The sequence below is a fragment of the Delftia sp. CH05 genome, assembly GCF_009827015.1.
GTDB lineage: Bacteria > Pseudomonadota > Gammaproteobacteria > Burkholderiales > Burkholderiaceae_C > Comamonas > Comamonas tsuruhatensis.
In genome coordinates, this window is sequence record NZ_WUMG01000006.1 from 95,954 (window position 1) to 121,409 (window position 25,456).

At 62.0% G+C, this 25,456-nt stretch carries 23 protein-coding genes; 7 read left to right on the forward strand and 16 right to left on the reverse strand.

All coding sequences use genetic code 11. The annotated features are described in order from the left end of the window. The first annotated feature begins 21 nt into the window (after positions 1 to 21). From GRX31_RS07845 to GRX31_RS07860, 4 genes are all read left to right on the forward strand, one after another. Positions 22 to 381 (forward strand): hypothetical protein, encoded by a 360-nt coding sequence (locus GRX31_RS07845; RefSeq protein ID WP_016447736.1) that lies wholly within the window; start codon positions 22 to 24, stop codon positions 379 to 381. Between the two features lie 210 nt (positions 382 to 591). Continuing rightward, positions 592 to 2,028 carry an aldehyde dehydrogenase family protein gene (locus GRX31_RS07850; protein ID WP_016447735.1) on the forward strand — a complete coding sequence of 479 codons (1,437 nt, stop codon included), beginning with the start codon at positions 592 to 594 and terminating at the stop codon, positions 2,026 to 2,028. 256 nt (positions 2,029 to 2,284) lie between these two features. Beyond that, a complete protein-coding gene (locus GRX31_RS07855; RefSeq protein ID WP_026062042.1) occupies positions 2,285 to 2,806 on the forward strand; it encodes a GNAT family N-acetyltransferase in 522 nt (173 codons plus the stop codon). A gap of 50 nt (positions 2,807 to 2,856) precedes the next feature. Beyond that, a complete protein-coding gene (locus GRX31_RS07860) occupies positions 2,857 to 4,068 on the forward strand; it encodes a N5-glutamine methyltransferase family protein (protein WP_160852094.1) in 1,212 nt (403 codons plus the stop codon). A 27-nt stretch (positions 4,069 to 4,095) separates the two neighbouring features. On the opposite strand, the gene GRX31_RS07865 is transcribed toward GRX31_RS07860, so the two are convergent. After that, entirely contained in the window at positions 4,096 to 4,641 is a 546-nt protein-coding gene (locus GRX31_RS07865; protein ID WP_154833697.1) for a hypothetical protein, read from the reverse strand. A 228-nt stretch (positions 4,642 to 4,869) separates the two neighbouring features. Here GRX31_RS07865 and GRX31_RS07870 point away from each other — a divergent pair, with 228 nt between their 5' ends. After that, complete coding sequence (locus GRX31_RS07870; protein ID WP_016447731.1) at positions 4,870 to 5,847, forward strand: tRNA dihydrouridine synthase; 978 nt, start codon at positions 4,870 to 4,872, stop codon at positions 5,845 to 5,847. A 13-nt stretch (positions 5,848 to 5,860) separates the two neighbouring features. Here the strand turns inward: GRX31_RS07870 and GRX31_RS07875 are convergent, their stop codons facing one another. The 15 genes from GRX31_RS07875 to GRX31_RS30755 form a co-directional block, all read right to left on the reverse strand. After that, positions 5,861 to 7,663, reverse strand: a complete 1,803-nt coding sequence (locus GRX31_RS07875; protein ID WP_160852096.1) for a phospholipase D family protein — start codon at positions 7,661 to 7,663, stop codon at positions 5,861 to 5,863. A gap of 83 nt (positions 7,664 to 7,746) precedes the next feature. Further along, positions 7,747 to 8,865, reverse strand: a complete 1,119-nt coding sequence (gene ribD, locus GRX31_RS07880) for a bifunctional diaminohydroxyphosphoribosylaminopyrimidine deaminase/5-amino-6-(5-phosphoribosylamino)uracil reductase RibD (RefSeq protein ID WP_160852098.1) — start codon at positions 8,863 to 8,865, stop codon at positions 7,747 to 7,749. 24 nt (positions 8,866 to 8,889) lie between these two features. Then, the gene (locus tag GRX31_RS07885) at positions 8,890 to 9,309 is read right to left on the reverse strand and encodes a type IV pilin protein (protein ID WP_160852099.1); all 420 of its coding nucleotides are present in this window, start codon (positions 9,307 to 9,309) and stop codon (positions 8,890 to 8,892) included. A 36-nt stretch (positions 9,310 to 9,345) separates the two neighbouring features. Then, positions 9,346 to 12,891: a PilC/PilY family type IV pilus protein gene (locus tag GRX31_RS07890; RefSeq protein ID WP_160852151.1), complete on the reverse strand. Its 3,546-nt coding sequence runs from the start codon at positions 12,889 to 12,891 to the stop codon at positions 9,346 to 9,348. Positions 12,892 to 12,960: 69 nt separating this feature from the next. Beyond that, positions 12,961 to 13,710 carry a pilus assembly PilX family protein gene (locus tag GRX31_RS07895; protein ID WP_160852101.1) on the reverse strand — a complete coding sequence of 250 codons (750 nt, stop codon included), beginning with the start codon at positions 13,708 to 13,710 and terminating at the stop codon, positions 12,961 to 12,963. A gap of 4 nt (positions 13,711 to 13,714) precedes the next feature. After that, complete coding sequence (locus GRX31_RS07900; protein ID WP_160852153.1) at positions 13,715 to 14,578, reverse strand: PilW family protein; 864 nt, start codon at positions 14,576 to 14,578, stop codon at positions 13,715 to 13,717. Between the two features lie 62 nt (positions 14,579 to 14,640). Then, positions 14,641 to 15,351 carry a type IV pilus modification protein PilV gene (gene pilV, locus GRX31_RS07905; protein WP_442874081.1) on the reverse strand — a complete coding sequence of 237 codons (711 nt, stop codon included), beginning with the start codon at positions 15,349 to 15,351 and terminating at the stop codon, positions 14,641 to 14,643. Continuing rightward, positions 15,342 to 15,908 (reverse strand): GspH/FimT family pseudopilin, encoded by a 567-nt coding sequence (locus GRX31_RS07910; RefSeq protein WP_160852103.1) that lies wholly within the window; start codon positions 15,906 to 15,908, stop codon positions 15,342 to 15,344. Before GRX31_RS07910 ends, pilV (GRX31_RS07905) begins: the two co-directional genes overlap by 10 nt. A 102-nt stretch (positions 15,909 to 16,010) precedes the next feature. Then, positions 16,011 to 16,436, reverse strand: a complete 426-nt coding sequence (locus GRX31_RS07915) for a type IV pilin protein (RefSeq protein ID WP_160852105.1) — start codon at positions 16,434 to 16,436, stop codon at positions 16,011 to 16,013. Between the two features lie 8 nt (positions 16,437 to 16,444). Next, on the reverse strand, positions 16,445 to 18,931 hold the full coding sequence (locus tag GRX31_RS07920) for a pilus assembly protein (RefSeq protein WP_160852107.1): 2,487 nt from the start codon (positions 18,929 to 18,931) through the stop codon (positions 16,445 to 16,447). A 15-nt stretch (positions 18,932 to 18,946) separates the two neighbouring features. Further along, positions 18,947 to 19,711 carry a pilus assembly PilX family protein gene (locus tag GRX31_RS07925; RefSeq protein ID WP_160852108.1) on the reverse strand — a complete coding sequence of 255 codons (765 nt, stop codon included), beginning with the start codon at positions 19,709 to 19,711 and terminating at the stop codon, positions 18,947 to 18,949. After that, positions 19,708 to 20,583 (reverse strand): PilW family protein, encoded by an 876-nt coding sequence (locus GRX31_RS07930; RefSeq protein WP_160852110.1) that lies wholly within the window; start codon positions 20,581 to 20,583, stop codon positions 19,708 to 19,710. The genes GRX31_RS07925 and GRX31_RS07930 overlap by 4 nt, the downstream gene beginning before the upstream one ends. After that, positions 20,580 to 21,218: a type IV pilus modification protein PilV gene (gene pilV / locus GRX31_RS07935; protein WP_160852112.1), complete on the reverse strand. Its 639-nt coding sequence runs from the start codon at positions 21,216 to 21,218 to the stop codon at positions 20,580 to 20,582. The genes GRX31_RS07930 and pilV (GRX31_RS07935) overlap by 4 nt, the downstream gene beginning before the upstream one ends. After that, the gene (locus GRX31_RS07940) at positions 21,209 to 21,772 is read right to left on the reverse strand and encodes a GspH/FimT family pseudopilin (RefSeq protein WP_016451209.1); all 564 of its coding nucleotides are present in this window, start codon (positions 21,770 to 21,772) and stop codon (positions 21,209 to 21,211) included. The genes pilV (GRX31_RS07935) and GRX31_RS07940 overlap by 10 nt, the downstream gene beginning before the upstream one ends. Positions 21,773 to 22,025: 253 nt before the next feature. Continuing rightward, entirely contained in the window at positions 22,026 to 22,340 is a 315-nt protein-coding gene (locus GRX31_RS30755; protein WP_160852114.1) for a hypothetical protein, read from the reverse strand. 280 nt (positions 22,341 to 22,620) lie between these two features. Between GRX31_RS30755 and rpsO the strand changes: the two genes are divergently transcribed. Next, positions 22,621 to 22,887, forward strand: a complete 267-nt coding sequence (rpsO, locus tag GRX31_RS07950; protein ID WP_012206984.1) for a 30S ribosomal protein S15 — start codon at positions 22,621 to 22,623, stop codon at positions 22,885 to 22,887. Between the two features lie 206 nt (positions 22,888 to 23,093). Next, a complete protein-coding gene (pnp, locus tag GRX31_RS07955; RefSeq protein ID WP_017404092.1) occupies positions 23,094 to 25,355 on the forward strand; it encodes a polyribonucleotide nucleotidyltransferase in 2,262 nt (753 codons plus the stop codon). Positions 25,356 to 25,456 lie beyond the last annotated feature (101 nt).

Sequence of the window (25,456 nt, forward strand, 5' to 3'; positions counted from 1 at the left end):
CCAGCCAAGAAAGGCTTTGCTTTGAACGATTTCGTCGCCACCCTGACCCGCTGGGCCGTTCGCATCCTGCTGATGCTTGTGGGTCTGGTCTTCTTTGTCAGCCTGCTCACCGCAGCGGCGCTGCTGGCCCTGGTCTGGGCCGTGCGGGCGCTGTGGGCCAGGCTCACCGGCCAGCCGGTCATGCCCTGGGCCATGCGCATGAGCCCGCGGGCTGGCTGGCAGACCGTCTACCGCTCCGGCTCCGAGTGGATGGCCCAGCGCCCGCAGCGCGCCTACGGCGCGGCTGAAGGCGGTGGCCGTCGCGCAGGTGCAGGCGCAGGCGTGCTGCCGGGAGCGGGCGAGGTGACCGACGTTCAGCCCCGTGAAGTGCGCGAGCCCTGAAGCGTCTTGCTGCAGCCTTTACGCGGCCTGCGCATCTTCGCCCCCAGGCCGCGCATATCGGCCCGTATAGTCTGTAACCCTCGGGAGCCCGTGCAAGGCTCCCTTTTTTTTCTCCGAGCCGTTCTGGCTGCTTGCCGCCGTATCCAGCCAACCCGCAGGCGGCCTGTGCAGCATGAGAGCGTCTGCCGCGTCTTCTTACCATTGAGCCCTATGACCCAGATGGATCTTCATCGCGTCTTCGAACTTCAGTACCAGGCCAGCCGGGCGCAGGTGGACGTGCCGCTGCTGGTGCGCCGCGAGAGGCTGCTGCGCATGCAAAAGCTGCTGGACGAGCACGGCCCCGTGCTGGCTGCCGCAGTGCAGGCCGACTTCGGCATGCGCTCGCCACGGTTGACCGAGATGGTGGAGCTGTTCGTGCTGCGCAACCTGCTCAAGCACACGCTGCGCCATCTGGCGCGCTGGTCGGGGCGCCAGCGGGTGCGCACGCCGCTGATGCTCATGCCGGGCCGTGGGTGGATAGAGCGCCAGCCGCTGGGCGTGGTGGGGGTGATCTCTCCGTGGAACTATCCGGTGCAGCTGGCGCTGGGGCCTGCCATCACGGCCCTGGCCGCGGGCAACCGCGTCATGCTCAAGCCCAGCGAACTCACGCCGCACACGTCGGCGCAACTGGCCGCGCTGGTGGGGCAGTTCTTTGCGCCCGAGGAGTTCGCCGTGATCGAGGGCGATGTGAGCGTGGCCACGCAGTTCTCGGGCCTGCACTTCGACCATTTGCTGTTCACCGGATCGACGGCCGTGGGCCGGCGCGTGGCCCAGGCGGCCGCAGCGCACCTGACGCCGACCACGCTGGAGCTGGGCGGCAAGTCGCCCTGCATCGTCTCCACCGACTGCGACCTGAAGGAGGCAGCGCTCAAGATCGCACATGGCAAGCTCGTCAACGCAGGCCAGACCTGCATTGCCCCCGACTACGTGCTGCTGCCGCGTGGACAGGAGGCCGAATTCGCCGAGGCCTTTCGCGCCGCCGCGCAGCGGCTGTTCCCGCGCTTTGCCGGCAACCCGGACTATGCCGCCATCCTCACCAAGCGCCACCTGGCCCGCCTGCGGCAGATGCTGCGCCAGGCCCAGGGCATGGGCGCCCATGTCGAATGGATGGAGGACGGTGGCGCCAGCCAGGAGGGGGCGGACATGGCCTGGGGTGATGCCGTGGAGCGCCAGATGGCACCGGCCCTGGTCTTCAATGCCACCAGCCAGATGCAGCTCATGCAGGAGGAGATCTTCGGCCCCATCCTGCCCGTGATCAGCTACGACAGGCTGGACGACGTGGTCTCGGCCATCAACGCCGGGCCCAGGCCGCTGGCGCTGTACTGGTTCGGCCGCGACGAGAAGGTGCGTGATGCGGTGCTGTCACGCACCATCAGCGGCGGGGTGACGGTCAATGACACCCTGCTGCACTTCGCGCACGAGAACCTGCCCTTCGGTGGCGTGGGCGACAGCGGTTGGGGTGCCTATCATTCGGAGCAGGGCTTTGCGCGGCTGAGCCATCAGAAGGCGGTGTTCGTGCAGTCGCGTTGGTCAGGGGCCGCCATGCTGTATCCGCCCTATGGTGCGAAGTTCGATCGCATCATGGAACTGATGCGCCGCTGGCTGTGAGCAAGGGCTCGATCGGGCGTGTTGCCGGGCATGCCTGCATCGTGAGGAATTGTCAACTGATTCCTTGGCGAGCCTTGTGTTGCATGTACTAGCTGCTCTTTTTTGAAGAGCACATAGCACATCCGATAGCCGAGGGCAAGAAAACGAGCACAGCCGTACTTGCGTGCATGGCTAAGGGGCTCGATGCACGCAAAAAGCGCGATTCCGGTGAAAATCACGCCCTTCTATTTTCACCTGTTTTCGTTTCGGTTTTTCCATGTCTAGTATCCAGGTTCGTCCAGCCACTCTCCGCGATGCAAAAGCGATTGCCCAGATCCATACTGCTTCCGCCATGGAGGCTTACCGAGGTCTGGTTCCCGATGACCAGCTCAAGAGCATGTCGTCGGTAGAAAAACGCCAGGCCTATTGGCGCGAAGCCATTGAATTTTGCGAGCCCCAGGTTCAGGTCGCCATCGATGGCGACAAGATCGTCGGCTTCGTCGGCTTCGACCGCTCGCGCGATGAGAAGTCGCGCCAGACCACCGGTGAAATCTGGGCCATCTATGCTGCACCTACCCACTGGAATCAGGGTGTGGGCGTGGCCCTGTGGGACGCCGCACGCGACGGCCTGCTTGAAGAAGGCTGCACCAATGTCACGTCGTGGGTGCCGCTGCGCAATGAACGCGCGCTGCGCTTTCACGAGCTCGCCGGCTTCAAGCGCGAAATGTCCACCGCCAAGACGGCCCAGGTGGGTGGTCTCAAGATCGAGGAAGTGCGGCTCAAGCGCGCACTGAACTGATCGGGTCTCCGACCCGCTTTCCCCCTAAATCACTCACGGAGCAGCAGGCCTTGTCCTCTTCCCAGAACTGGTCCCTGCTGCAATGGCAGGAGAACGAGGCCACGCAGGCAGCGCTGTGGCGCGCGGACAGCACCATGACCGCACCGCGCCGCATCGTCATCGCCGACGACAGCCTGTCTGCCGACAGCGCCTACCGCCTGGCCTGCGAAGGCCAGGCGATGCTGTGGCGCGGCGATTTCCAGAATGCCAGGCAATTGCTGTCGGCGCTGGGCCGCCGCCTGGACAAGCCTGCACGTGAGACGTCCGCCAAGGCTCGCCATCGGCGGGCCGGCAAGGAAGACGCCAAGCCTGTCTTTCCTCATGCCTTCCACCTGCACCGCCAGGCGCTGGCGCAGCGGGCACGCATTCTGTCCAGCGTGATGATCGAGCTCGATGCCAGCTGGCATTGCGCCCTGCGCCGCGCACCGGACTGGAGCGAGGCCTGCCGCGAGGCCTGGGGCGACATTCCCGCCGATCAGGGTGCGCGCAGCGTCATCGTTCCCTTGCGTGAACTGCTGGGCGCGCTGGGCGCGCATGAGTGGCGCAAGAAGGGCGTGGCCCTGGCTGTGCCGGGCATGCCGGAGTTCAGCATTCATCCGCACTACGGCGTGTTCTCCCCGGTGCGCGGCGAGTACCTGGATCTGGTGGCGCAGGCGCCCCTGCCGGCCGCAGCCCAGCAGGCCGATGCCGCAGTCTGGGATATCGGCACGGGCACGGGTGTGCTTTCCGCTCTCTTGCTGCACCGTGGCGTGCGGCAGGTGGTGGCCACCGACCTGAGCGACCGGGCCCTGGCCTGTGCGCAGGACAACCTGCAGCGACTGGGATTGGCGCAGCGCGTGAGCCTGCGCAAGGCAGACCTGTTCACCGAAGGCCGGGCCGCCCTGGTGGTCTGCAATCCACCGTGGTTGCCGGGCAAGGCCAGCTCCCTGCTGGAGCAGGCCGTCTACGACGAAGGCAGCCGCATGCTGCGCGGCTTTGTGCAAGGCCTTGCAGCGCATCTGCTGCCGGGCGGCGAAGGCTGGCTGATCCTGTCGGATCTGGCCGAGCATCTGCAACTGCGCTCGCGCGAGCAATTGCTGGAGTGGATCGAGGCCGCTGGCCTGCAGGTCCTGGGCCGAGAGGACATCCGCCCGCGCCATGGGAAGGCTGCGGACGCTGTCGATCCGCTGCACGCCGCACGCGCTGCCGAAGTCACCTCGCTGTGGCGCCTGGCGCCTCGCTGATCGCCGGCACCCACGCTTTCATCCCGGTCAGGCGCCTTGCGCTGCCATTGACTCGTTTGCCTGCTGGGGCAGCAGATGCTGCAGCCGCTCGCGCAGCGCATCCGCGCGCTCGTTGCCGGCATGCTCCTGCACGGTCTGCAGCAGCTGCAAGGCGGCGGCCTGCAGAGCCGCCAGGTCGCGCGCTTCGCGCAGCAGATGGCGCAGCACCTGGGCCTTGTCCTCATGGCGGTTGGCGAACATGCGCTCGCACAGGTCGAACAGATACATGCGTGTGCCGGCCAGATTCAGCGTGGCGGCAGGGCCTGGTGAAGCGGGTTGCCTGGCAGCGGCAGGCGCCATCGCGGGGGGCTGCGGCTGGGGCGATGTTTCGATGGCATTGCCGGCCAGGCGCTGCAGATGGCCGCTGTCTATCAGCTGCTGTACCAGCTCCCTGGCCTGGGCACCCAGCACCTGCTGCAGCTGCTCCTCGGTGCGGCCATCGGCCATCAGCAGCACCGAGCGCTCGCGCAGCGGCAGGCTGCGCCGGCCGGGCTGCAGCTCTTCAAGGGCCTTGGCGGTTTTTTGCAGCAGCATGGTTGGGGCAGGGGAGTCCGACAAGCCCCGATTGCACGTTACATGAATGACCGTGGCGTGAAAAAGCCATGACAACTGGTCCGGTGCAACTTGCTGCGGCAAGGGCACAATCGCCTGCCGCCGCCTTGATGAGGGGCGATTCGAAGGGGCAGGCGGCCAGTACGGGCCGCAGGAATATTGTTTGATCTGTAACAGGAAGACGGGGCTGCAGGCCCCGGAACACAGCTGATGAGACTGTTGCTGGCGCCCATGGAGGGCTTGCTTGATTTCGTGCTGCGCGATGTGCTCACGCGTGTGGGCGGTGCGGACCGCTGCGTCTCTGAGTTCATCCGCGTCACGGGGACGCTGCTGCCCGACAAGGTATTCCTGCGCACCATGCCGGAATTGAACAATGGCAGCCGGACACTGGCGGGGGTGCCCGTGCGGGCCCAGTTGCTGGGATCGGACCCGGACAGCATGGCGGCCAACGCGGCCAATCTGGCGCGCCTGGGGCCGGAGGGCATCGACCTGAACTTCGGCTGCCCGGCCAAGGTGGTCAACCGCCACGGCGGCGGCGCCGCGCTGCTGCAGGACCCGGAACAAATTGCGCGCGTGGTGGGCGCCGTGCGTGCCGCCGTGCCAGCGGCCATGCCCGTGTCGGCCAAGATGCGGCTGGGCTTTAACGACACCGCCCTGATGACCGAATGCGCCCAGGCCATGCAGGCCGGCGGTGCCTGCGAAATCGTCGTTCATGCCCGCACCAAGCTCGATGGCTACCGCCCGCCCGCCTACTGGGAGATGATCCCGCGCATCCGCGAATCCGTGACCGTGCCCGTGGTGGCCAACGGCGAGATATGGACGGTGCAGGAGGCGCTGCGCTGCCGCGAGCAATCGGGTTGCAGCGACCTGATGCTGGGGCGGGGAATCGTTGCCGACCCGGGCCTGGCGCTGGCCATTCGCGCCGCCGTTGAAGGTGAGCAGACCCCGGCCGCCGAGGTGTGCTGGAGCGACCTCGTGCCCCAGGTTCAGCGCTTCTGGGACATGGTCTGCGAGGACCTGGAGCCGCGCCAGCGCGCAGGCCGACTCAAGCAATGGCTGAACCTGCTGCGCCGCCGCTTTCCCGAGGCCGAGCAGGCCTATCAGGAGGTGCGCACCCAGACCGATCAGCGCGAGATCACCCTCTGGGTCCAGGCGCTGGCTCGGCGCCAGGAGTGGGCGGGGTTGTAGCGCTGTCGCCCGCCTACAGCAGGTGGTCCGGCGCCAGCGGGCCCAGGAGCTTGAGCATCAGGCGCAGGCCCCAGCTGGCATCGGGCTCGCTGTGCTCGTCGGCGCGGTCGCTGTCTTCCGAGGCCCGCCAGACCAGTCCTCCATCCTTGTCGATCTCCACGCGCCAGCTGCCGTCCTGCAGGCCCTCGTCAATACTTTGCGTGGCCAGCCTGCCGAACTCGCGGCTGGCGATGAGCAGGGCGATCTCGGTGTTCTGCAGTTGCGAGCGCAGGTCCAGATTCATCGAGCCGACTGCCACCAGGTGACCATCCACCACCAGCAGCTTGGAATGCAGCATGGCGCGCGAGGCACCCGTGGCGCCTGAAGGACCGCCACCGCCACTGCTGCCCGAGCCAAACGCAGAGCGGACACTGGCCGCTGTGCTGCGCATCTCATAGAGTTCAACGCCCATCTCCAGCAACGCCTTGCGATGGCGTGCATAGCCGGCATGGGCCAGGGGCGCGTCATTGGAGGCCAGTGAATTGGTCAGGATGCGCACGCGCACCCCGCGTTGCCGCGCGCCGCGAAACGCCTCCATCATGTCCGGACCGGGCACGAAATAGGGCGAGACCACCAGTAGATCGCGCCGCGTCTTGCGGACCAGGGCCAGCAGGCCGTCCACTACCGAATCGGCCTCCAGTACCGGGCGCGCCGCCTGGCGCAAGGCCGGAGTTGGCTGGCCCATGGGCAGCGTGCCAGCAGGCTTGGCCTGCGGGCTGTTCGGGGCGGGTGTGGCTGGCGCAGACGCGTCCGCACTGGTGCTCGGGCTGTCATCCCTGTCCAGCGGGATCTTGGTCGGCTGGTCCACCAGCACGGCGGCCGAGGCCCAGGTCCATGGCGCCTTGCGCAAATCCATGGGCTGCTGGTCCCAGATGATGCGGCTGTGTTCGGCGGCCTGCTCAGCCGTCTTTGCCTCTTTGGCGGCAACGGCAGGCGTAGGGTCCTCGTCCTGCGCCTGATCGCCATCATCGGCAAAGCGCTCGCGCAGCTGCTTGAGCTCCTTGAGACTGATGAGCGACTGAACCGGATAGGCGCGCGGGTTGTTCCAATAGCTGTCGAAGCTGCGTGACAGATCGCCGACCACCGGCCCCGCAGCCAGCACGTCGAGGTCCACGAAATTGCTGGCGCTGTCCGCGTCGAAATACGCATCGCCCAGATTGCGCCCCCCGATCACGCCCATGGCGTTGTCGGCAATGAAGAGCTTGTTGTGCATGCGCTGCTGCGCCCGCTGGAAATCCGTCAACAGCGTATAGGCCCGCCCCAGCACGGAACTGCGTGCGCCCGCCAGCGGGTTGAACATGCGCATCTCTATGCCCGGCACAAAGGCCAGCCGCATGACCTGCGCATTCGCACCCGTGCTGTGGAAGTCGTCCAGCAACACCCGCACCCGCACGCCACGCCGCGCCGCCTCCACCACGCCGCGCAGCAGGCGCTGCGTGCTCTCGTCGGCATGGATGGCGTAGTACTGCAGGTCCAGCGTCTGCTGCGCTCCCTCGACCAGGGCCAGCCGTGCGCCGTAGGCGGCCTGGGCGCCGGACAGGAGGGTGAAGGCGGAGGTTTGAGGCCTGACGCTGGCTGGCCGCAATTGCTGCACCAAAGAGCCCAATGGCGTGCTTTGCGGGGCTTCCAAGGCGGCAGTGACGGGGCGATCGACCTGAGAGGGCAAGCTGCTGGCGCAGCCGCAGACCACGGCGGACACCAGCAGGACAAGCGTGGTCCGCAGGCCTCGGAAGAGGCTGACGGATGGAAGAGGCTGTAGGTTGCGAGCGCCGGACATGATTCGAAGATTTGGCCCAAGGATCGGTCAATCGGGTGTCGGACGGCTGCGCCAGCCGCTGGTCCAGGAAGCTGCTGTCCGCGTCAGAAGCTGGCGCGCCCTTCAACACGAGCGACAACGCGCAGATCCGGCCCTATACGCTGCACATCGTGCAACTCCAGCGCAAGGGCCTCGGACAGCGCGTCCAGTGGCCCGAAACTGGCAATGCCCATGCCACCCGTGCCCAGCAGCTTGGGGGCCAGGTACAGCAGCAGTTCATCGACCAGCCCTTCGCGTATCAGCGAGCCATTGAGCTTGAAGCCTGCTTCCACATGCAGCTCGTTCGTACCGCGCGCGGCCAGGTCACGCAGCATGGCGGCCAAGTCCACCTTGCCGTGCGCGTTGGGCATGTGGATGATCGTCGCGCCAGCCGCCTGCAAATCTTCGGACCGCAAAGTATCCTGACTGCTGGTGTAGATAAGGCAGCCGCCGGGCGTCTTCAGTACCTGGGCGGTGAGCGGCGTGTCCAGCCGGCTATCCACCACCGCGATGCGCGGTTGGCGCTGGGTAGGCACTTCACGCACGTTCAGACGCGGATCGTCTTCCAGCACCGTGCCTATGCCCGTCAGCAGGGTGCAGGCCCTCGCGCGCCAGGCATGGCCGTCGGCACGTGCCTCGGGTGAGGTGATCCATTGGCTGACACCGTTGTGCAATGCGGTTGCGCCGTCAAGGGAACTGGCGGCCTTCATGCGCACCCACGGTATGCCGCGCAGCATGCGGCTGAAGAAGCCGATGTTCAGTTCGCGCGATTCGGCTGCACCTGGTCCCACCTCCACCTGTACACCTGCAGCACGCAGCCGCGCAAAACCTTGGCCAGCTACCTGGGGATTGGGATCGGTGAGTGCGCCTACCACCTTGGCAACGCCTGCAGCGATCAGGGCATCGCAGCAGGGACCTGTACGGCCCTGGTGCGAGCAAGGCTCCAGCGTCACATAGGCGGTTGCTCCGCGCACATCCTCGCCCTGTGCTGCGGCATCGCGCAGCGCCATCACTTCGGCATGTGGGCCACCAGCCTGCTGGGTGAACCCCTGGCCAACGACCCGGCCATCGGGTGCCACCAGTACGCAGCCTACGCGCGGATTGGGGGAGGAAAGAAAAAGCGCCTGGGCGGCGAGCCCAAGCGCTTGGTGCATGTGTTGGTCGGAATCTGGCATGACACGCATGGTAAGGCAAGTCATCCGACTGGCTTACTTGCCCCAGCAGTCAGAGTTGAATCCTGTCTCTGACGAGGTTTTTCCATTTGCGCCACGCAATCCCGTGTTGGTCAGAGTGTAGTTTCCGCACTTGTCATTTGATTGAGACCCCTTGGGGGTCGCCGTCAACGTGAATGTGCTTCCGTTGGTGGAGGTCAGGGAGATGTCGTATCGCTTTGATGGAGTTGTCGCGAGTGAAGTGGGAAATGCCGCAGTCAGGGGATAGGTTCCTGTGGCGGTGGATGCCCGTTCAAGCCACTGAGCTGCTTGCAGAAGGCCAGCCCTCGCCTCTGCGCGATATCCGCGACGAATGTACTCGGAGTAACTGGGTATCGCGATGGCGCCAAGGATTCCGATGACTGCGATCACGATCATCAGTTCGATCAAAGTGAAGCCAAGATTTTTATTTTTCATGATTTCATGCAGAAATAAATAAAAAGTGGGCCAGAGTCATTTGAGCTGGCGCCAGCTGGGGCGCAGGGACTCTTCCGGCATGGGTGCAAGGGCTTCCTTATTATTCTTGGCGTCAATATCAAGAATCTTATTCTTTTGCGTGATTAAATTGTGTGCTCCCTTGCTTACCTTTGCGCGTGAAACAGCCTCGTCGGCAGCGTTGTAGTATCCATCTTTGTTCTTGTCCACGATCTGAATAGTTGGCCGTTTCCCATCCATGATGTTGATGAGTGTGCGGTATTGGCGCTCTTCGTCCACAGACGAGGACTCGCAGCTTTCTATGCTGACGTCCACATTTGAGCCCTTTGCCGGAACTTGTGAATACATGACCAGAATATTGCTGCCATCATAGAATTCCAGAGGCTTTAGCAGACGCTCTCCAATGGCTGGCATGTCTATATACCAGCCATTGAAGTCTTTCCAGGTGTCAATCTTCAGATCGTCTGTGGCGTTGACGGTCGCGAAATCTCCATTGCCTAGCTCTTGAAAGGTTTGTTGTGCCAGCTTGGCGTTTGTTACGCCTACTCCCCGGGCTTTTGGTGTAGGGATGCAATCTGATCCTCGCGCGCAGGATGCGTCACCCGGATGAACTTCAATCAGCGTTTTTTCCTCGTTAGCAAAACGATAGCGTGTTTCGTCCAACACGGAATACAGTGTCTGTACTTGAATGCTGTTGGGATCATCCTTCGTGACGTTGCGACCGGTGCCGAAGGCTACCATCATCCCGCCCACTGGCAGGGTTTTGATCTTGGTGCCAGTGCCAATAGTCATTTTGCGATCATTGGCGCGTACGGTGGGCGCAATCGTTATAGGTTGAATATTGGTGCGGGATGATGAGTTCAACGCTGTCGGGCCCCTGGCGGTGAAGAGGGGTTGGCCACTGAGGGCTACCTGCCATTTGCTGCTCGTGTCACTGGTGATGTCAAACTTCCAAAGGTTGCCAAGATTGTCGCCGGCATAAACGACGTCTGGTCGGCCATCGCCATTGATATCAACCAGGCTTGGAGCCGCCAACCCATTGTCTGCTGCTATACCAGTGCCTGCTGTGTCGGTAGTGACCGGAATTCGTAGCAGTTCCTGGGCTCCATCCAGGTACTGAATCAGCAGAACTGGACGTTGATTGGCACTATTGTACCCATTGCCCATGACTACGGCCCAGCGATTATTGTTCATCAACGTGATCTGCGTAGTACGCATTGGATCATTTTCATCCAGCACTGGTCGAGAAGTGATGTGCCCGATGTCCATGTCTTCCATTGCGGCGGCATTGCAGGCCGCTTTTTCAGCAGTGCTCATGCCATCCAGCGTACATGTGAGGGCTTCCAATGAATCACGTGTGCGATCCAGCCTAACCAGTTGTTGTGCATTGGCTTCCGAGAAACCAGGTGCCCCCCCTGACGTATTGGTGCTAGCCGGGTTGGTAACGTCCAGGACAAAGTAGCCTTTTCCTCCGGCACCCAAGGTTCCAACAAGCATGGTTCGCCAGTAGGAGTTGGCACCCGTGCCAAGCAAGATGTCTCCCGTCATCGGAGAGCCATCTACAAAATATCTGTGTGTGCTATTGAACTCCGGGTTGGAGAGTTGCTTTATGGAGGGAATAATCCCTCTAGGGATATAGGCTATTTTTTCAGTGCCATCCACGGCAGAGAAGCCGTGCAGCATTCCATCATTTCCACCTACGTAAATCATGGCGGCGCGTGTGCTGCCACTCACAAAGTCGAGATATCCCGGAAAGGAGTAATTGCTGGAAGGCTTTGCGGTGTACCAGACAACGGAGTTGATGATGTCACCCTGGCGGCTCTTTCGTTCCCGGAAAGGTTTTGATGTGGTATAGCCGTCGGAATCTGATCCTTCCAGGCGGCGATCGCCTCGAATATAGTTGATGATATTCTGAGTGTTGGTTGAAACCTTCGCCGCGGAATCGGTAGGATTAAAGCCCAGTAGAGATTTCTGAAATGAACTCAGGTTGGATTCATCGGCGGACCATTTGAATGGAACACCGCCTTTGTATTTTGAGGTTTCCCATTTGTCGCTCCAGGTTAAAATAAGGCGTGTATTGAGATCTGTTATGGAATCCAATTTGTCTGCCGTATTCGTGCCCTCCCAGCTCTTGGCTGCTACCGTCGTCCCGTCCTTTTGCACAGTTTCAGCGGTGACGAAGCCTTTCCAGAAATTCTGCGGCTCATAGGCGCCAGTGAATTTGCCAACGTCATTGCGCGATGCGTTGGATCCACTGGTGGCTGTGGAGGTCAGATCGGGTTCGGTCTGCGTATTGATCTGCCCGAAGATCTCACGGAAGGCCTTTTCGAGGTCTTCCCCTTTTTCCACGGCGTAGAAGCGGCCTCGGCCATTGAGGGCAGCGTGCCAGAGATCCAGGGCATTGCGTGTTTCGGTGCTGGAAGTCAGGTTAGGCCAGGTGACAGTGCCATTGGCCAAACTTGGGAAGCTCCCGTCATAGCCAAATGGCACCATCTGAGATGGCGCTGTAATGCTGGCATAGTTCCAATTAAAGGCCATTCTGCTGAAGCCGATGGTGTAAGTCACCATGTGTGGCCATGTAGCCGGGTTGTAGCGTGGGTTCCAGTAGCGATCAAGTGTGGTGGACGTGCTGCCTGAGGTAAAGGTTTCTGTGGACGGAGCCTTGCGGTAGTCAGCGGTAGGCTGCATGGTTCCTGTCAAGCCTGCGGTCTGCATTGGGGTCGCCCAGCTATAGAAGGCCCAATCTGCCAGGGTCGTACCGCCTGACGTATCGCGGTAGAGCGCCGACTTTTGTCTGTCAGCCGTCGTGTTGCCTCCGTACACCATCTTGTCGTTCAGAACAAGGTTGCTGGCGTTGTCCCGTCGAGTGCTGTCTGGAACGCTGGTTGCTGTGCCGTTCCAGCGTCCATCAGTCATCATGATGTGGTAATTGCGTCGGCAGGCAAGGTAGGGGGCCCCTTTGTTACCCGGGTCGCTGGCCCATGGGCTGTCTTTGCTAAGCTTGCGCCGCATGTAGCTATCAGCTTGGCTGAACATAAGATGCGACGGAGTACCGTTGTTAGGATCCAGACTATTGATGAAGGAAATGAAATTCGAGCGATGCGTGTTTTCCAGCGGCCGCATCGAATTCGTATTCATCTGTGCACTATCCACATTGCTAGCGCCGGGAGAGCCTCCGTTATTCCACATGGCCTGCCAAGCAACTCGTATCTTTCTGTCAGGTAACAATGTGGTATCTCTTAAAATACCGCCGACTCCTTTTGTTCCTATGAGGGCGTATTTCAGAACATTGACGCGGCGGCTGTTCATTGGCCATGTGCCATCCGCATTGGGGCTGGTCTGGTTGCTCGCCCCACTAGCGTTTTCGGCATCCAGGCGGAAGTCCATACTTCCGGAGTCATCAATAGAAATGATGACGTTGGGTGCGACATAAGGCTCTTTAGTGCCTGGCGGCGATTGTGCCAGGTCCAGAGCCCATGCGCCTTGCGGTAACGCTGCAGCAACTGCCAAGGAAAGCAGGGTACGGGGGGAAAGATGCGGGATTATGTGGGGCGTACGTTTCATGGCTGCTTCTTTGATATTCATGCCGGGCACGTTGGATAGTTTGGCGAATGCAGTTGATGAGTCAGGAGCCTAGTCCTTGCGTTTTTGCTGCGCGTAGGTTTGCTGCAGAACGACCATGGTATTGGGCTTGCGGCCATAAGCCAGTGTGGTGATGCGGTACACAACATTAGGTTTTAGGTTGAGTGCCAGAAAATTCTTGGGATTGTCGGTGATGAGCCCCATATTTTTTGTGTCCAGATAAGGAAGCACTTCAATCCAGTACCATCCTCCGCGATTGGCGGCACTGATGTCGGCAAGTATAGGGTTGGCGGGCTCACTAGTTGATCCCAGGGAGGCTCCTGTGTACTGGCCGTATCGCGCGCCGACCCCTGACTTTGCCATTTGCGCCAGTGTCAGGCCTAGTTTTTCGTCGCTGTTGTTCCAGAAATCTTGATTTCCATCGCGCTTGCTGCAAAGGCCTTGGCTGCAAATTGACGCCACACTGGATAGTAAAGGCGCAATGTCCTGTGCTTCGAGTGGAATCTTTGCTGTAGTGGTCTTTCGGCATATATCGGATTCACCAACGCATGATGTACCGTCAGAATTTTCACCGCGAATGTCCAATTCTGCATCCTGTAATAGTGCCTGGGCGGCTTCATATGCGCGCTGATAATCAGCGTCATTGCCAACCACCATCTCATTGAACATGGAGGTGCGTGTGGCCCAGAGCGCCAACAGCATGGAAAGCATGACGAATATGATGACAACGAACAGTGCCACGCCACGCTGTTGTTGAAAGGCGCTGCGGCAATTCTTGCGGAGCATTGCAGATTTTTTCATGATTTCAGAGTACAGAGCCGACAAGGCCCTGGCTACGCAGCTGGAAGACGTTGCGATACGCAATGTGCATGCGGCGGGCCCGTTGTCCTGTGAGCGTGGTCATATCCACGGCTTTGCCGTCGCAGTCAACATACGTGCTTCCGGATGGCACATCAATGGATTCGTTTCCATAGACAACCAGGCAGACCTCCACCGCCTGCACCGTGGCCCATTGTTGCGCATTCCATTTTTCCGTATCGGCTGCAGTGACATACTGTATAAGAGGGTTGCCCGGAGTTTTATTATTCTGAGCCAGATAGCGGATTTGAAAGTTACTCACGTTCTGTGCTAAGGTCTGCGCAGTATCTCCATTGCCGCTGCATTGAAGTTGATTGCCGTTAAGTTGGAAAATATTGTCTATTCGCGCGTCTGAGCTGTCGTTGTTTGGCCCGCCTAGGCAGTTGCGCGCCAAAGCTTGCTCGGCTGCATGCGTGTAAACGGGTTCCTTATAGCGGCGATAGCCAACCGAAAGTGTGACAGGCGAAGCAGTGCCTTGAATTGTATCGGTTGCGGGATCGAAGTTCATGCCGGAGCCGCCTTCTGCCGTTGTTTCAAAGGCAACCCCTCTCGCGTATGCATACCCTGTTTTTAGATTGCTGGGATCGAGATTCAGATACAGGGAGCCGGCTTGGCGCATTTGAAGGCCGATGATCCGCATAACATAGGCAGACTGCTGCTGGATACCGCTGGCATCGCTTACTGTTCCTGAAACACTGCGGGACACCATCAGCGCGGCCATGGATACGGCGATGATCAGCAGCCCGATGGCAATGCCTACCATCAACTCAATCAATGTAAATCCCTGTTGTGATGTTGGCAAGCTCCCCATGTGACCTTGGTATCGGCTTCTTGATACTGGTAAGGTTCGAAATTTGGTGCATTCAGTCATATTCAGGATCCTGGGCAGAAGTATTGAGGCTTCAGACTGCCGCTTCCGAAATAGGGAGCGCACCGCGCGGGCAGAGGTACGTATTGAAGATGACAGGTGTATCCGCTCGGGCATGAATTTGCTGTGTCGGTTCCGCTGCCTGCAATCAGCGTGCCATCGGCGGCACGAACCTTTGTTGCATCGATATTGTCCTTGTAGGCTTTTTTATTGTCGTCATCGCTGCCGGATAGATCCCGCTCGTTCTCACGCCAGGCGATCATCACGCCAATCTGACGGCGATTGGCGTCCGTTGATTCGCCGGGCGCAAGAAAGATATTGGCCTGCCCCAAAGGAAGAGAGTCTTTGACGGCTTGTTTCCAGATGCCAAGGTCGTAGGCCGCCAGATCCGCACGGTCGCATGGAGCGATTGCACAGTCGCCAGGCGACGGTGTAGTGCCGAAGTTGGAGACATAGGCACTGAAGCCTGACAATGCATTTGGGTTCACCTTCAGGCGCTCACTGAGATCCTCTATAAGTCGTATGGCTTGTCCACGTCGAACCGTGGTCTGGGTATCTGTCAGGGTTCGCATCTGGGTACCTAAGATGCCCAGGATGCCTAACGCCGCCACGACAATGGCAACCAGAGATTCAATCAGCGTAAGGCCTCGCTGGCGGCGAAAAGGGGTGGCGTGTGGTTTGTACATGGTGTATTGATCGGAGCGGCTCAAGAGCATGATTCGCTGCCCTTCAACTTCGCGATTCGCCCGCCTGTGCCCGTGCAAAGCCGGACTGAGCTGGTGTCGCTGGAAGCCTTGCCCTGAGGCGTAATCAGAAAATCCATGGCGCTGGCAGTCCCGCCATCGTGAGAAAGCATGCCCCAACGGTCCACTGTGATGGACCCTGCGCTGTTGCCCAGAGTGACTTGAATGCGACTGGGGGGAGGTGTCTGCTGCAGCACGGTACTGCCGGTCAGCACCTGCCACCCGCAGCCCCACTGAGTATTGCCCGTCGCATTGGTGCAGCCGTTGCCGTTGGCCGTTTTGGTGATGGCGATGTTGCCGCCGCGCTTAATAGCTTCTGAGCGTGCAAAGTAGATCGTTGCCTGAAGGTCCTCAGCAATCTGGCGTACTCGCCAGCGTTCCATCAAAGGAGTGAAACTGGGAGCAGCAAGGGAGGTAAGTATTGCCAGGACGGCAATCACCACCAGGAGTTCAAGAGTGGTAAATCCCCTGAGGCCCTGAGCGGGTGTCGTGTGGAGGGGAGACAGCCTTTGTGAAAGCAATGCGAGCATGCGCGAATGCTAGGCATCGCATGCCCTGGCTGGGACTGTAACCGGATGAATGGAGTTGGCCGATGGATGAGTGGCTAATGCGCGATCCGTAGTGACGTGCCCCTACCGCCCCCAGCACTCCATCGCAGTGGTATTCACACCCAGGCCGAGCGCATCACGCTCGCCCGTATGGGTCAGCGTGAAATCGCCACATCGGTCACCGAACTGGGAGCCGCGGCGTGTGGCGATCAGGGTGTAGGTGTCGTCGTCGTGGCCGCTGGTTGACAGGAAGTCGATGGTGTAGCGCTTGCTGGAGTCGTGGGCCCAGGTCAGGTCTGCAGGCAGCTCGGTGGGGTAGGTGCCGTTGGCGGTGGCGGCGCGCTCCAGCCATTGCTGGGCCTGGAGCAGGCCGGCGCGGGCGTCGGCGCGGTGGACTGCGCGGATGTACTCGTTGTAGCTGGGGACGGCGACCGTGCCGAGGATGACGATGACGGCCAAGACGATCATGAGTTCGATGAGCGTGAATCCTGGGGATCGAGGGCGGCGCATGTGGTGCCTCATTTCATTTGGCGCCAGCTGGGGCGCAGGGATTGCTCCGGCATGCGGGCGAGTACATTGCGGCGGCCTTCGGCGTCGTAGCCGATGGCGTGATGGCCCTTGTGGAGCAAGGCCTGGGATCCCCTGGCGACGCTTGCGCGCGAGACCTCCTCATCTGCCGTGCCGTAGACCCCATCGCCGTTGCTGTCCATCAACGGAACGCCGGGTCGCTTGCCATCCATGATGTTCATGAATGTCAGGAATTGGCGCTCCTCGCTCGCATTGCAGGCGTCGGGCGGGCTTGCGCTTTCGCCGGGGCGTTTGGGGGATCCGGCAGGTATCTGGCTGTAGATCGCGAGGATGTTGCTGCCGTCGTAGAAGCCCATTGGCTTGAGCAGGCGCTCGCCCGGCAGGGGCAGGTCCATGTACCAGCCTTTGTGCCGTGTCCAGTCGAGGTCGGTCGTGGAGTCAACGCGCCAGAAGCCTTGGCCGGCCGCCCCTGCCGGCTGATGGTTCACCGAGCGCCTGGCCAGTTCTCCGATGCCTGAAACGGGTGCCGCTCGCTGTCCGTCAGGCTGCCTGCAGTCCGAATCCTTGCCATCGAGGCAAGCTTGCACTCTGCCGTCCGCGAGCAACCTGTAGCGGGTGCTGTCGAGGATGGAATAGATGCTCTGGACCGCTGTGTTGCCAGAATCCTGCCGCGTGATGTGGCGTCCGGTACCGAATGCCACCAGCATGCCGCCTGCCGTCAAGCGCTCGCGCCCTTCTTTGGCATTTTTGCTGGCCCTGCGCCGGTCATTGGCGCGTACGGAAGGAGGGGCGGTGATGGCTTGACGCAGGTTGCGAGTGGCCGATGGAGAACTGCCACCCCAGGCTGTGTACAGCGGCCGGCCGTCGAAGGCCACGCCCCAGCGGGAGGAGGCACCGCTGGCGATGAGAAATTTCCACAGATTGCCCTGGATGTCACCTGCGTAGACCACATCGGGCCGGCCGTCTCCATTGATGTCCACAAGGCGCGGGGCGGAGAGTCCGTTGCGGGTAGTCTCGGGGGTGGTGCCGGTTGGGGTATTGCCCGTGGCAACGAGGCGCAACAGCTCTTGGTTGCCATCGAGATACTGGATCAGCAACACGGGCCGCTGGTTGGTGCTGTGGTAGCCGTTGCCCGTCACCAGTGCCCAGCGGTTGTTGTTCAACTGCGTGATCTGAGTGCTGCGTTGCGGGTTGGCATCGTCCAGCACGGGGGCCGCAAAAATATGGCCCAGGTCCTTGTTTTCCTGGCAAGTGGCGCGCTGGCGCATGTCATCCAGGCTGGCGCAGTCGCCGGGATCGCTGTTGCGTGTCTGGGTTCGGTCGAGCAGGACCAGCGAGCTGGCGCCGGACTCGCTGAAAGCCTCCGGATGGGTGATGTCCAGCACGAAGTAGCCCTTGGCTCCGGCGCCCGCCATGCCAGCCAGCACAGTGCGCCACTGCGAGGACGCAACGCTGCCCGGGGGGATGTCGCCGCTCATGACTGAGCCGTCCACAAAGTAGCGATGCCGGGCGTCATAGTCGGGGTCGGAAAGTCTTGCCAGTCCGGAGATCACGCCTCGTGGGATGTAGGCGATCTTTTCCCTGCCGTCGGTGGCCGAAAAGCCATGCAGCATGCCGTCATTGCCGCCTGCATAGATCATGGGCTGGCGTTTCTGCTGGGCGAGGGTATAGGCGGCATAGCCCGGCAGGGGCCAGTTGTCCACGGGATGACCGGTATGCCAGATCTGGGAGTTGACGATGTCGCCCTGGCGCGAGCTGCGCTGGCGAAAAGGACGGGTGGGGCCAACGCGCGGCGGTTGTCCCGGCGCTTCCATGCGGCGGTCGCCGCGTATGAAGTTGAGCCTGTGCTTGCCCAGGTTGTCTGCTCTTCCTTCGACATCGATGCCCAGGGAGGCTTTCTGCCGGTGGTCGAGTTCATTCCACTTGAAGGACACGCCTCTTTGCAGTCTGTCGCTCCAGGTCAGGATCAGACGGTCATTGATTGCCTGTTCGTCGCTGAGTGCATCCAGGTGGCCGGCCGTGGTTTTGCCTTGCCAGCCGGCTGTTGCGGTGAGGCTGCCATCGGCCTGGACGGTTTCTGCGCTGATCCAGCCGCTCCAGGCCGCTTTTGCGCTGTAGCGGGCGCTGAATATGTCCACGCCGGCCCGCGTAATCACGCTGCCGCTGGAGGCCATGGAGCTGCTGCGGCCCTTGGCATCTGCCTGTTGTCCGGCCGGGCAGTCTTCAATGGGCGCGGCGAATTCGGTGCCATCTGCCTGAACCCTGGCAACTGGAGTGTCTGCCTCCGAGACCTGCTGGACCTGGATGGGTGCCGGCAGGCCAGGCTTTATCGTGACCTTGACTCGGGGCCCAAGCGACGACTGGATCATATCCATTGCCTGGCTGTTTTGCGCGGCCAGGACTGCAGCGGCCATGGCTGCGGCTGTCGGCGCTGGCAGCAGGATGCGCCGGAGCCAGGGATGGCAGAGGTGGGGCATGTCAGGTGTCCTGAGTCAGTCGCGGCGTTTCTGCCGGGCGTAGGTCTGCTGCATCACCACCTGGGTGTTGCTCTTGCGGCCATGGGCAATGGCCGTGATGCGATAAATCACCTGGGGCTGCATGTAAAGGGCCAGTCGGGGTGAGCCGTTGGCGATGACGCCCGAGTTCCCTGCGTTGACGTCATAGGGCAGGATCTCTATCCAGTACCAGCCTCCCTTTCCTGCCTCACGATTTGCCAGGATGGAGTCGCTCTTTCCGCCAGCGATGGCGCCCGTGAACTGGCCGTAGCGTGCGCCGACGTCAGCGGCAGTCATCTGGCCCAGCGTGATCCCTTGGCCTTCGTCCGCGTTGTTCCAGAAGTCCTGAGGTCCCGTGCGCTTGGTACACAGGCCATCGCGGCATCCAGTGGGTGTGGCCTCAGCGAGGCTGGCCAGCAGCAGGCCGACTTCCCCGGTTTCCCGGGGGAACTGTGCGATGCCTGCACCGCTGCGGCAGACGGATGGCTGGCTGCTGCTGGCGGCGCAGGCGGCGCCGCTGGCCTGTTCGCCCCGAATATCCAGTTCGGCATCCTGCAGCAAGGCCTGTGCAGCCTCCAGGGCACGCTGGTAGTCGGCATCGTTGCCCACGAACATTTCGTTGAACAGTGCGCTGCGCGACGCCCACAGGGCGAGCAGCATGGACAGCATGACCAGGACCACCACGATGAACAGGGCCATGCCTTTTTGGCGCTGCGCTGCGCAGGTGTGGGCATGTCGCATGCCTGCAGCCTTGTGCGTCATCCGGCCAACCCCTGGCTGCGCAACTGGTACACGCTGCGAAAGACCATGTGCAGGCGCCGCGTCCTGGGCGCAGGCAGCGTGGCCATGTGGATGGATTCGGCCGTACCGTCGCTGTCGGCGCAGTCGGTATAGCTGCTGTTGGCGGGCATGTCGATGGCCTCGTTGCCGAAGAGCACCAGGCAGACCTCGGCGCCGACGACGCGAGGCCAGTCCTGGCCTATGGCGGCTGCGTTGACATACTGGATGCGGGCGGCGCCCCCCGGCGCCTGGATCAGGTAGCGCACCTGGAAGTTGGCGACGTTCCTGGCAAGGGGCTGGGCACCCGCGGAGGGCGCTCCGGCGCAGCGCAGGGTGTTTTTACTGGCGTCCAGGACAAAGCGGCTCAGGATGAGGCTGTCGCTGTTGGTCTGCCCCAGGCAATTGCGCTGCAGTGAGGTCTCGATGGCCGATGTGTGCAGCGGCTGCGTGTAGTTGCTGTAGCCCACGGCGAGCTTGTATTGGGAGCGCCCGGGTGCATCGAGGCCCTGGATGGTGTCGTGCGCGGGGTTGAAGTCCAGTGCGCCCGCCTCGAATGCAACGGGGTCTGCCACGTCAATGGCTTCTGTTGCCCTCTTGTGTGATGCAAGAAGCAGCCGCAGGGACCCCGCCTGCCGGATCTGCCGGCCCATGACACGGAAGAGATGGGAAGCCTGCTGTTGCAACTGACTGGCATCGCTGATGGTGGCGGACACGGCGCGTGACGCCATGAGTGCGCCCATGGCCACGCCGATGATCAGCAGTCCCAGGAAAAGTCCGACCAGCAGTTCGACGAGGCTCAGGCCGCGTTGGCGCGGTCTGGCCGCAATGGCGGTGGCGATGCGATGGGGATTCATGGGCCTGCGCAGAAGAACTGGACTGCGTTGTTTGCAAGGTAGGGAGCGCAGCGAGCGCTGAGTGCGATGTATTGCAGGTGGCAGGTTCTGCCTGCAGGACAGGCCATGGCCTGATCGCTGTGCATGCGATCGCCATCGCCATCAAGCCCGATGGGGTCCTTGTAGTCGGCCTTGCCGGACTTTTCGTTCTCGCGCCAACTGATCATGATCCCCAGCTGGCGCCCATTGCCGGCGCTGGCGGCTGCCTCGTCTCCTGCGAGGAAGACCTTGGCGGCCCCGCCTGGCAGCAGTTGGCGAACGGATGCCTTCCATCGTGCGAGGTGGTAGCTGGCCATTGCGTCCGGGCCGCATGCGGCGGCACTGCAGTCGGCGACGGATTCGGGGGCGTGATTCCAGTCGGAAACGTAGCGGCCGATCTGTCCGAGGGAGTTGGGGTTGGCGTGCGTGCGCTCGCTGAGGTCCTCGATCAGCCGGATGGCCTGGGCGCGGCGCACGCCGCTTTGGTTGTCGGCCAGGGTGCGCATCTGCAGTCCCAGGATTCCCAGAACACCCAGGGCCGTGATGACGGTGGCGACCAGGGTTTCGATCAGGGTAAAGCCATTGGGATGCCGATTGCGGGTACGTGTCAGGCGCATGGAATACCCTCCTGGCCGACCACCCGGATGCGTCCGCCGGACGAGACGCAAATGCCTTGGGTTGCGGCGGAAGTGATTCCGGCCGGAGATGGCGCAATGGCGAAGCCCATGGCGGTGAGTCCGCCCAACTGACCCCAGCGGTCCACACTGATGATGGAGGCAGACCGGGAGCGGGTGACGAGGGTGCGGGCGGGCGTGTCGAAGCGCTGCAGCTCCTCCTTGGGATCCCAGTGCCTGTTGCCATTGCGGTCGACGAACACCACCCAGCCGCAGCCCCAGTCGGCGTGCTGCGCCGCCAGGGTGCAGCCCTTGGTGCCTTGGGGCAGTTTCTGGATGAAAACGCCGCCACCGCGCCGCACGGCTTCGGAGCGCGCGTACTGCAGCGTCGATTGCAGGGCCTCGACGGTCTGGCGAACACGCCAGCGCTCGATGATGAGGTTGAAGCTGGGAGCTGCCAGCGTGGTGAGCACGGCGAGGATGGCGACGACCACCATCAACTCGATGGCAGTGAAGCCTTCGGCGCCCGGGCGAGCCTGAGGCCTGGTCGATGACATGTCTTGAATCCCTCCCCGTCGATTGGCTTGCGCAACGCTGGTTGTTGCTGCTTGTTTCGTGCGCCGCTCAATCTATTGGGGTTGTTCGTGCATGTCTTTCAGACCAATCTGTTTCTCTGGTCAAAAAATAGGAGTTGTGCCGTGAATGGGGCTGAATTCAGGCGTGCAGAGGTGCGAAAAAATCCAATGATGGCAAGGCTTTGCCGGATTTTTGGGTATTCGAGGCCGGCCTAGGACTGTTTCTGGGAGCGTGTCAGCGCTGGCGCCTGCCCGGCGGCTGCCCGGTGTATCCGGCGCATGCTCCGGCGTTGTGCCTGCCCTGGCATTCGCGGTAAAGCCGCTTGTCGCGTTGCTCGGGCGACTCGTCTGAGCTGCTGCGCTGCGTCGGCACCCGGACCCGCTGCCCGCCCTTTTTGCGCTTGGAGCCTTGCGCAGCCGATGCGTCGGCGCGATGGGACGCAGCCTGGGCAGGCAGGGCCAGGCCCAGGGCCGTGACCAGGCAGAGCAGGGCGCATTGCCGCAGCTGCGCTTGTCGGGGCGATGGAATGAATGAAAAACGCACTGCCATGGCGTGGCCCTCCCTTGGTGTATGGAATGCCTGCGCACCACATATCCGTGCTTCGTGACGGCATGCCTTTGGCGCGGGCTTTGCGGGATTCTGGGCGGCCAGCAGGCCGAAGTGGCAAAGGGCGCAAATCAGGTGTGGATGCCGGTCCGGGCGTGCTTGTTATAATCCCAGGGTTTTGCATGGTGCAAGACGCACGTCGGGGCCTTTCCAGTCCCGGCGCAAGTAACCAAGGCTGCCTCCTTGCTTTTGTCTTTGAGGCGCCAATTTCCAAGGAAAAAAAATGATCGCATCTTCCGTGAAGGCTGAAGTCGTCAAGTCCAACGCACGCTCTGCCAACGACACTGGTAGCCCAGAAGTGCAAGTGGCCCTGCTGACCGCACGCATCAACGAGCTGACCCCTCACTTCAAGCAACACGCCAAGGACCACCACGGTCGTCGCGGCCTGCTGCGCATGGTGAGCCGCCGTCGCAAGCTGCTGGACTACCTCAAGTCCAAGGACGCTGATCGCTACACCGCACTGATCGCCAAGCTGGGCCTGCGCAAGTAAGCACGGTGGGAGATCGAAACGCCTGAGTTAGCCTGTCTAGCTCAGGCGTTTTTTACTTCGGAGAAAGCAAGACAGAGCGAAGCTGTGTCATTCCATTGCTGCGGATTTGATAGCAAGAAATCCAGCAATGGAATGGCATCGTGTTCTGAATTGCTCTCCATCATGGCCGGATGAGTGCATCTGGCCAACATTCCCTAGGAGCAACAATGTCCATCTTCAACAAAGTCACCAAGACCTTCCAGTGGGGCCAGCACACGGTCACCATGGAAACCGGCGAGATCGCCCGCCAGGCTTCCGGCGCCGTGCTGGTCAACATCGATGACACCGTGGTGCTGGCCACCGTGGTGGCGTCCAAGCAGGCCAAGTCCGGCCAGGACTTCTTCCCGCTGACCGTCGATTACATCGAGAAGACCTACGCCGCAGGCAAGATCCCCGGCAGCTTCTTCAAGCGCGAAGCCAAGCCCAGCGAACTCGAAACCCTGACCAGCCGCCTGATCGACCGTCCGATCCGCCCGCTGTTCCCCGAAGGCTTCTACAACGACGTGCATGTGGTCATCCACACCGTGTCGCTGAACCCCGAAGTCGATGCCGACATCGCTGCCCTGATCGCCACGTCGGCCGCCCTGTCCGTGTCGGGCATTCCGTTCAACGGTCCCATCGGTGCCGCCCGCGTGGGCTACATCAATGGCGAGTACGTGCTCAACCCCGGCCAGACCCAGCGCAAGGATTCGCAGATGGATCTGGTCGTGGCCGGTACTGAAGCTGCCGTGCTGATGGTGGAGTCCGAGGCGCAGCAACTGCCTGAAGACGTGATGCTGGGCGCCGTGGTCTTCGGCCACGAGCAAGGTCGCATCGCCATTGACGCCATCCATGAACTGGTGCGCGAAGCCGGCAAGCCCGTCTGGGACTGGGTCGCTCCCGCCAAGGATGAAGAGCTGATCGCCAAGGTGGCCGCACTGGGTGACGAAGCCCTGCGCGCGGCCTATCAGATCCGCAACAAGCAAAGCCGCACGCAGGCCTGCCGCGAAGCCTACGCCGCCGTGAAGGCCGGCCTGACGGCCCAGGGCGTGGAGTTCGACGGCGTCAAGGTCGAAGGCATGCTGTTCGACATCGAGGCACGCATCGTTCGCAGCCAGATCCTGGCCGGCGAGCCGCGCATCGACGGCCGTGACACGCGCACCGTGCGCCCCATCGAAATCCGCAACTCCGTGCTGCCCCGCACGCACGGCTCGGCCCTGTTCACGCGTGGCGAGACGCAGGCCCTGGTCGTGTCCACGCTGGGTACCGAGCGCGACGCGCAGCGCATCGACGCGCTGGCCGGCGAGTTCGAGGACCGCTTCCTGTTCCACTACAACATGCCTCCCTTTGCCACCGGCGAAGTGGGCCGCATGGGCTCGACCAAGCGCCGCGAAATCGGCCACGGCCGTCTGGCCAAGCGCGCCCTGGCGGCCTGCCTGCCCAGCAAGGAAGAGTTCCCCTACACCATTCGCGTGGTGTCGGAAATCACCGAGTCCAACGGCTCCTCGTCCATGGCCTCGGTCTGCGGCGGCTGCCTGTCGATGATGGATGCGGGCGTTCCGATGAAGGCCCACGTGGCCGGCATCGCCATGGGCCTGATCAAGGAAGACAACCGCTTCGCCGTGCTGACCGACATCCTGGGTGACGAAGATCACCTGGGCGACATGGACTTCAAGGTGGCCGGCACCACCAGCGGCATCACCGCGCTGCAGATGGACATCAAGATCCAGGGCATCACCAAGGAAATCATGCAGGTCGCCCTGGCCCAGGCCAAGGAAGCGCGCATGCACATCCTGGGCAAGATGCAGGAAGCCATGGGCGAAGCCAAGGCCGAGATCTCGTCCTTCGCTCCCAAGCTGTACACGATGAAGATCAACCCCGAGAAGATCCGTGACGTGATCGGCAAGGGCGGCTCCACCATCCGTGCACTGACCGAAGAGACCGGCACGCAGATCGACATCGGCGAAGACGGCACCATCACCATCGCCTCCAGCGATGCCGCCAAGGCCGACGAAGCCAAGCGCCGCATCGAAGAGATCACGGCCGAAGTCGAAATCGGCAAGATCTACGAAGGCCCGGTCACCAAGATCCTGGACTTCGGTGCTCTCGTGAACCTGCTGCCCGGCAAGGACGGTCTGCTGCACATCAGCCAGATTGCCCACGAGCGCGTGGAGCGCGTCGCCGACTACCTGCAGGAAGGCCAGATCATCAAGGTCAAGGTCATGGAGACCGACGAAAAGGGTCGTGTCAAGCTGTCGCTGAAGGCGTTGACCGAGCGTCCTGCCGGCATGGAGCGCAGCGAGCGCCCCGCGCCTGCCGAGCGTGAGTTCCGCCAGCCGCGTGAGCCCCGCCAGCAACGCGAGTACCGCGAGCCGCGTGAACCTCGCGAGCCCCGTGAAGGCGGTCGTCCGGCTGCCGAGGGCGAGCAGCAACAGCAACAGCAGCAGTAATGCCCGGCAAGGCCGTTCCCCAAAAAGGGGGGTGGCCTTGCAGGTGCATGCGGTGACTGGAAAAAGCGCTGACCTGTTCAGCGCTTGTGGCATTTTTGACA

What these genes read in the sequence shown, in the direction of transcription:
- GRX31_RS07895 (WP_160852101.1), bottom strand. Translation starts at nt 13,710, where the DNA reads ATGAAAAAATCTGCAATGCTCCGCAAGAATTGCCGCAGCGCCTTTCAA.
- GRX31_RS07925 (WP_160852108.1), bottom strand. Translation starts at nt 19,711, where the DNA reads ATGACGCACAAGGCTGCAGGCATGCGACATGCCCACACCTGCGCAGCG.
- GRX31_RS07940 (WP_016451209.1), bottom strand. Translation starts at nt 21,772, where the DNA reads ATGTCATCGACCAGGCCTCAGGCTCGCCCGGGCGCCGAAGGCTTCACT.
- GRX31_RS07850 (WP_016447735.1), top strand. Translation starts at nt 592, where the DNA reads ATGACCCAGATGGATCTTCATCGCGTCTTCGAACTTCAGTACCAGGCC.
- pilV (WP_160852112.1), bottom strand. Translation starts at nt 21,218, where the DNA reads ATGCGCCTGACACGTACCCGCAATCGGCATCCCAATGGCTTTACCCTG.
- GRX31_RS07870 (WP_016447731.1), top strand. Translation starts at nt 4,870, where the DNA reads ATGAGACTGTTGCTGGCGCCCATGGAGGGCTTGCTTGATTTCGTGCTG.
- GRX31_RS07875 (WP_160852096.1), bottom strand. Translation starts at nt 7,663, where the DNA reads ATGTCCGGCGCTCGCAACCTACAGCCTCTTCCATCCGTCAGCCTCTTC.
- GRX31_RS07855 (WP_026062042.1), top strand. Translation starts at nt 2,285, where the DNA reads ATGTCTAGTATCCAGGTTCGTCCAGCCACTCTCCGCGATGCAAAAGCG.
- GRX31_RS07900 (WP_160852153.1), bottom strand. Translation starts at nt 14,578, where the DNA reads ATGGGGAGCTTGCCAACATCACAACAGGGATTTACATTGATTGAGTTG.
- pnp (WP_017404092.1), top strand. Translation starts at nt 23,094, where the DNA reads ATGTCCATCTTCAACAAAGTCACCAAGACCTTCCAGTGGGGCCAGCAC.
- GRX31_RS30755 (WP_160852114.1), bottom strand. Translation starts at nt 22,340, where the DNA reads ATGGCAGTGCGTTTTTCATTCATTCCATCGCCCCGACAAGCGCAGCTG.
- GRX31_RS07865 (WP_154833697.1), bottom strand. Translation starts at nt 4,641, where the DNA reads ATGCTGCTGCAAAAAACCGCCAAGGCCCTTGAAGAGCTGCAGCCCGGC.
- GRX31_RS07930 (WP_160852110.1), bottom strand. Translation starts at nt 20,583, where the DNA reads ATGAATCCCCATCGCATCGCCACCGCCATTGCGGCCAGACCGCGCCAA.
- ribD (WP_160852098.1), bottom strand. Translation starts at nt 8,865, where the DNA reads ATGCGTGTCATGCCAGATTCCGACCAACACATGCACCAAGCGCTTGGG.
- GRX31_RS07910 (WP_160852103.1), bottom strand. Translation starts at nt 15,908, where the DNA reads ATGCTCGCATTGCTTTCACAAAGGCTGTCTCCCCTCCACACGACACCC.
- GRX31_RS07915 (WP_160852105.1), bottom strand. Translation starts at nt 16,436, where the DNA reads ATGCGCCGCCCTCGATCCCCAGGATTCACGCTCATCGAACTCATGATC.
- GRX31_RS07885 (WP_160852099.1), bottom strand. Translation starts at nt 9,309, where the DNA reads ATGAAAAATAAAAATCTTGGCTTCACTTTGATCGAACTGATGATCGTG.
- rpsO (WP_012206984.1), top strand. Translation starts at nt 22,621, where the DNA reads ATGATCGCATCTTCCGTGAAGGCTGAAGTCGTCAAGTCCAACGCACGC.
- GRX31_RS07920 (WP_160852107.1), bottom strand. Translation starts at nt 18,931, where the DNA reads ATGCCCCACCTCTGCCATCCCTGGCTCCGGCGCATCCTGCTGCCAGCG.
- pilV (WP_442874081.1), bottom strand. Translation starts at nt 15,351, where the DNA reads ATGCTCTTGAGCCGCTCCGATCAATACACCATGTACAAACCACACGCC.
- GRX31_RS07890 (WP_160852151.1), bottom strand. Translation starts at nt 12,891, where the DNA reads ATGAAACGTACGCCCCACATAATCCCGCATCTTTCCCCCCGTACCCTG.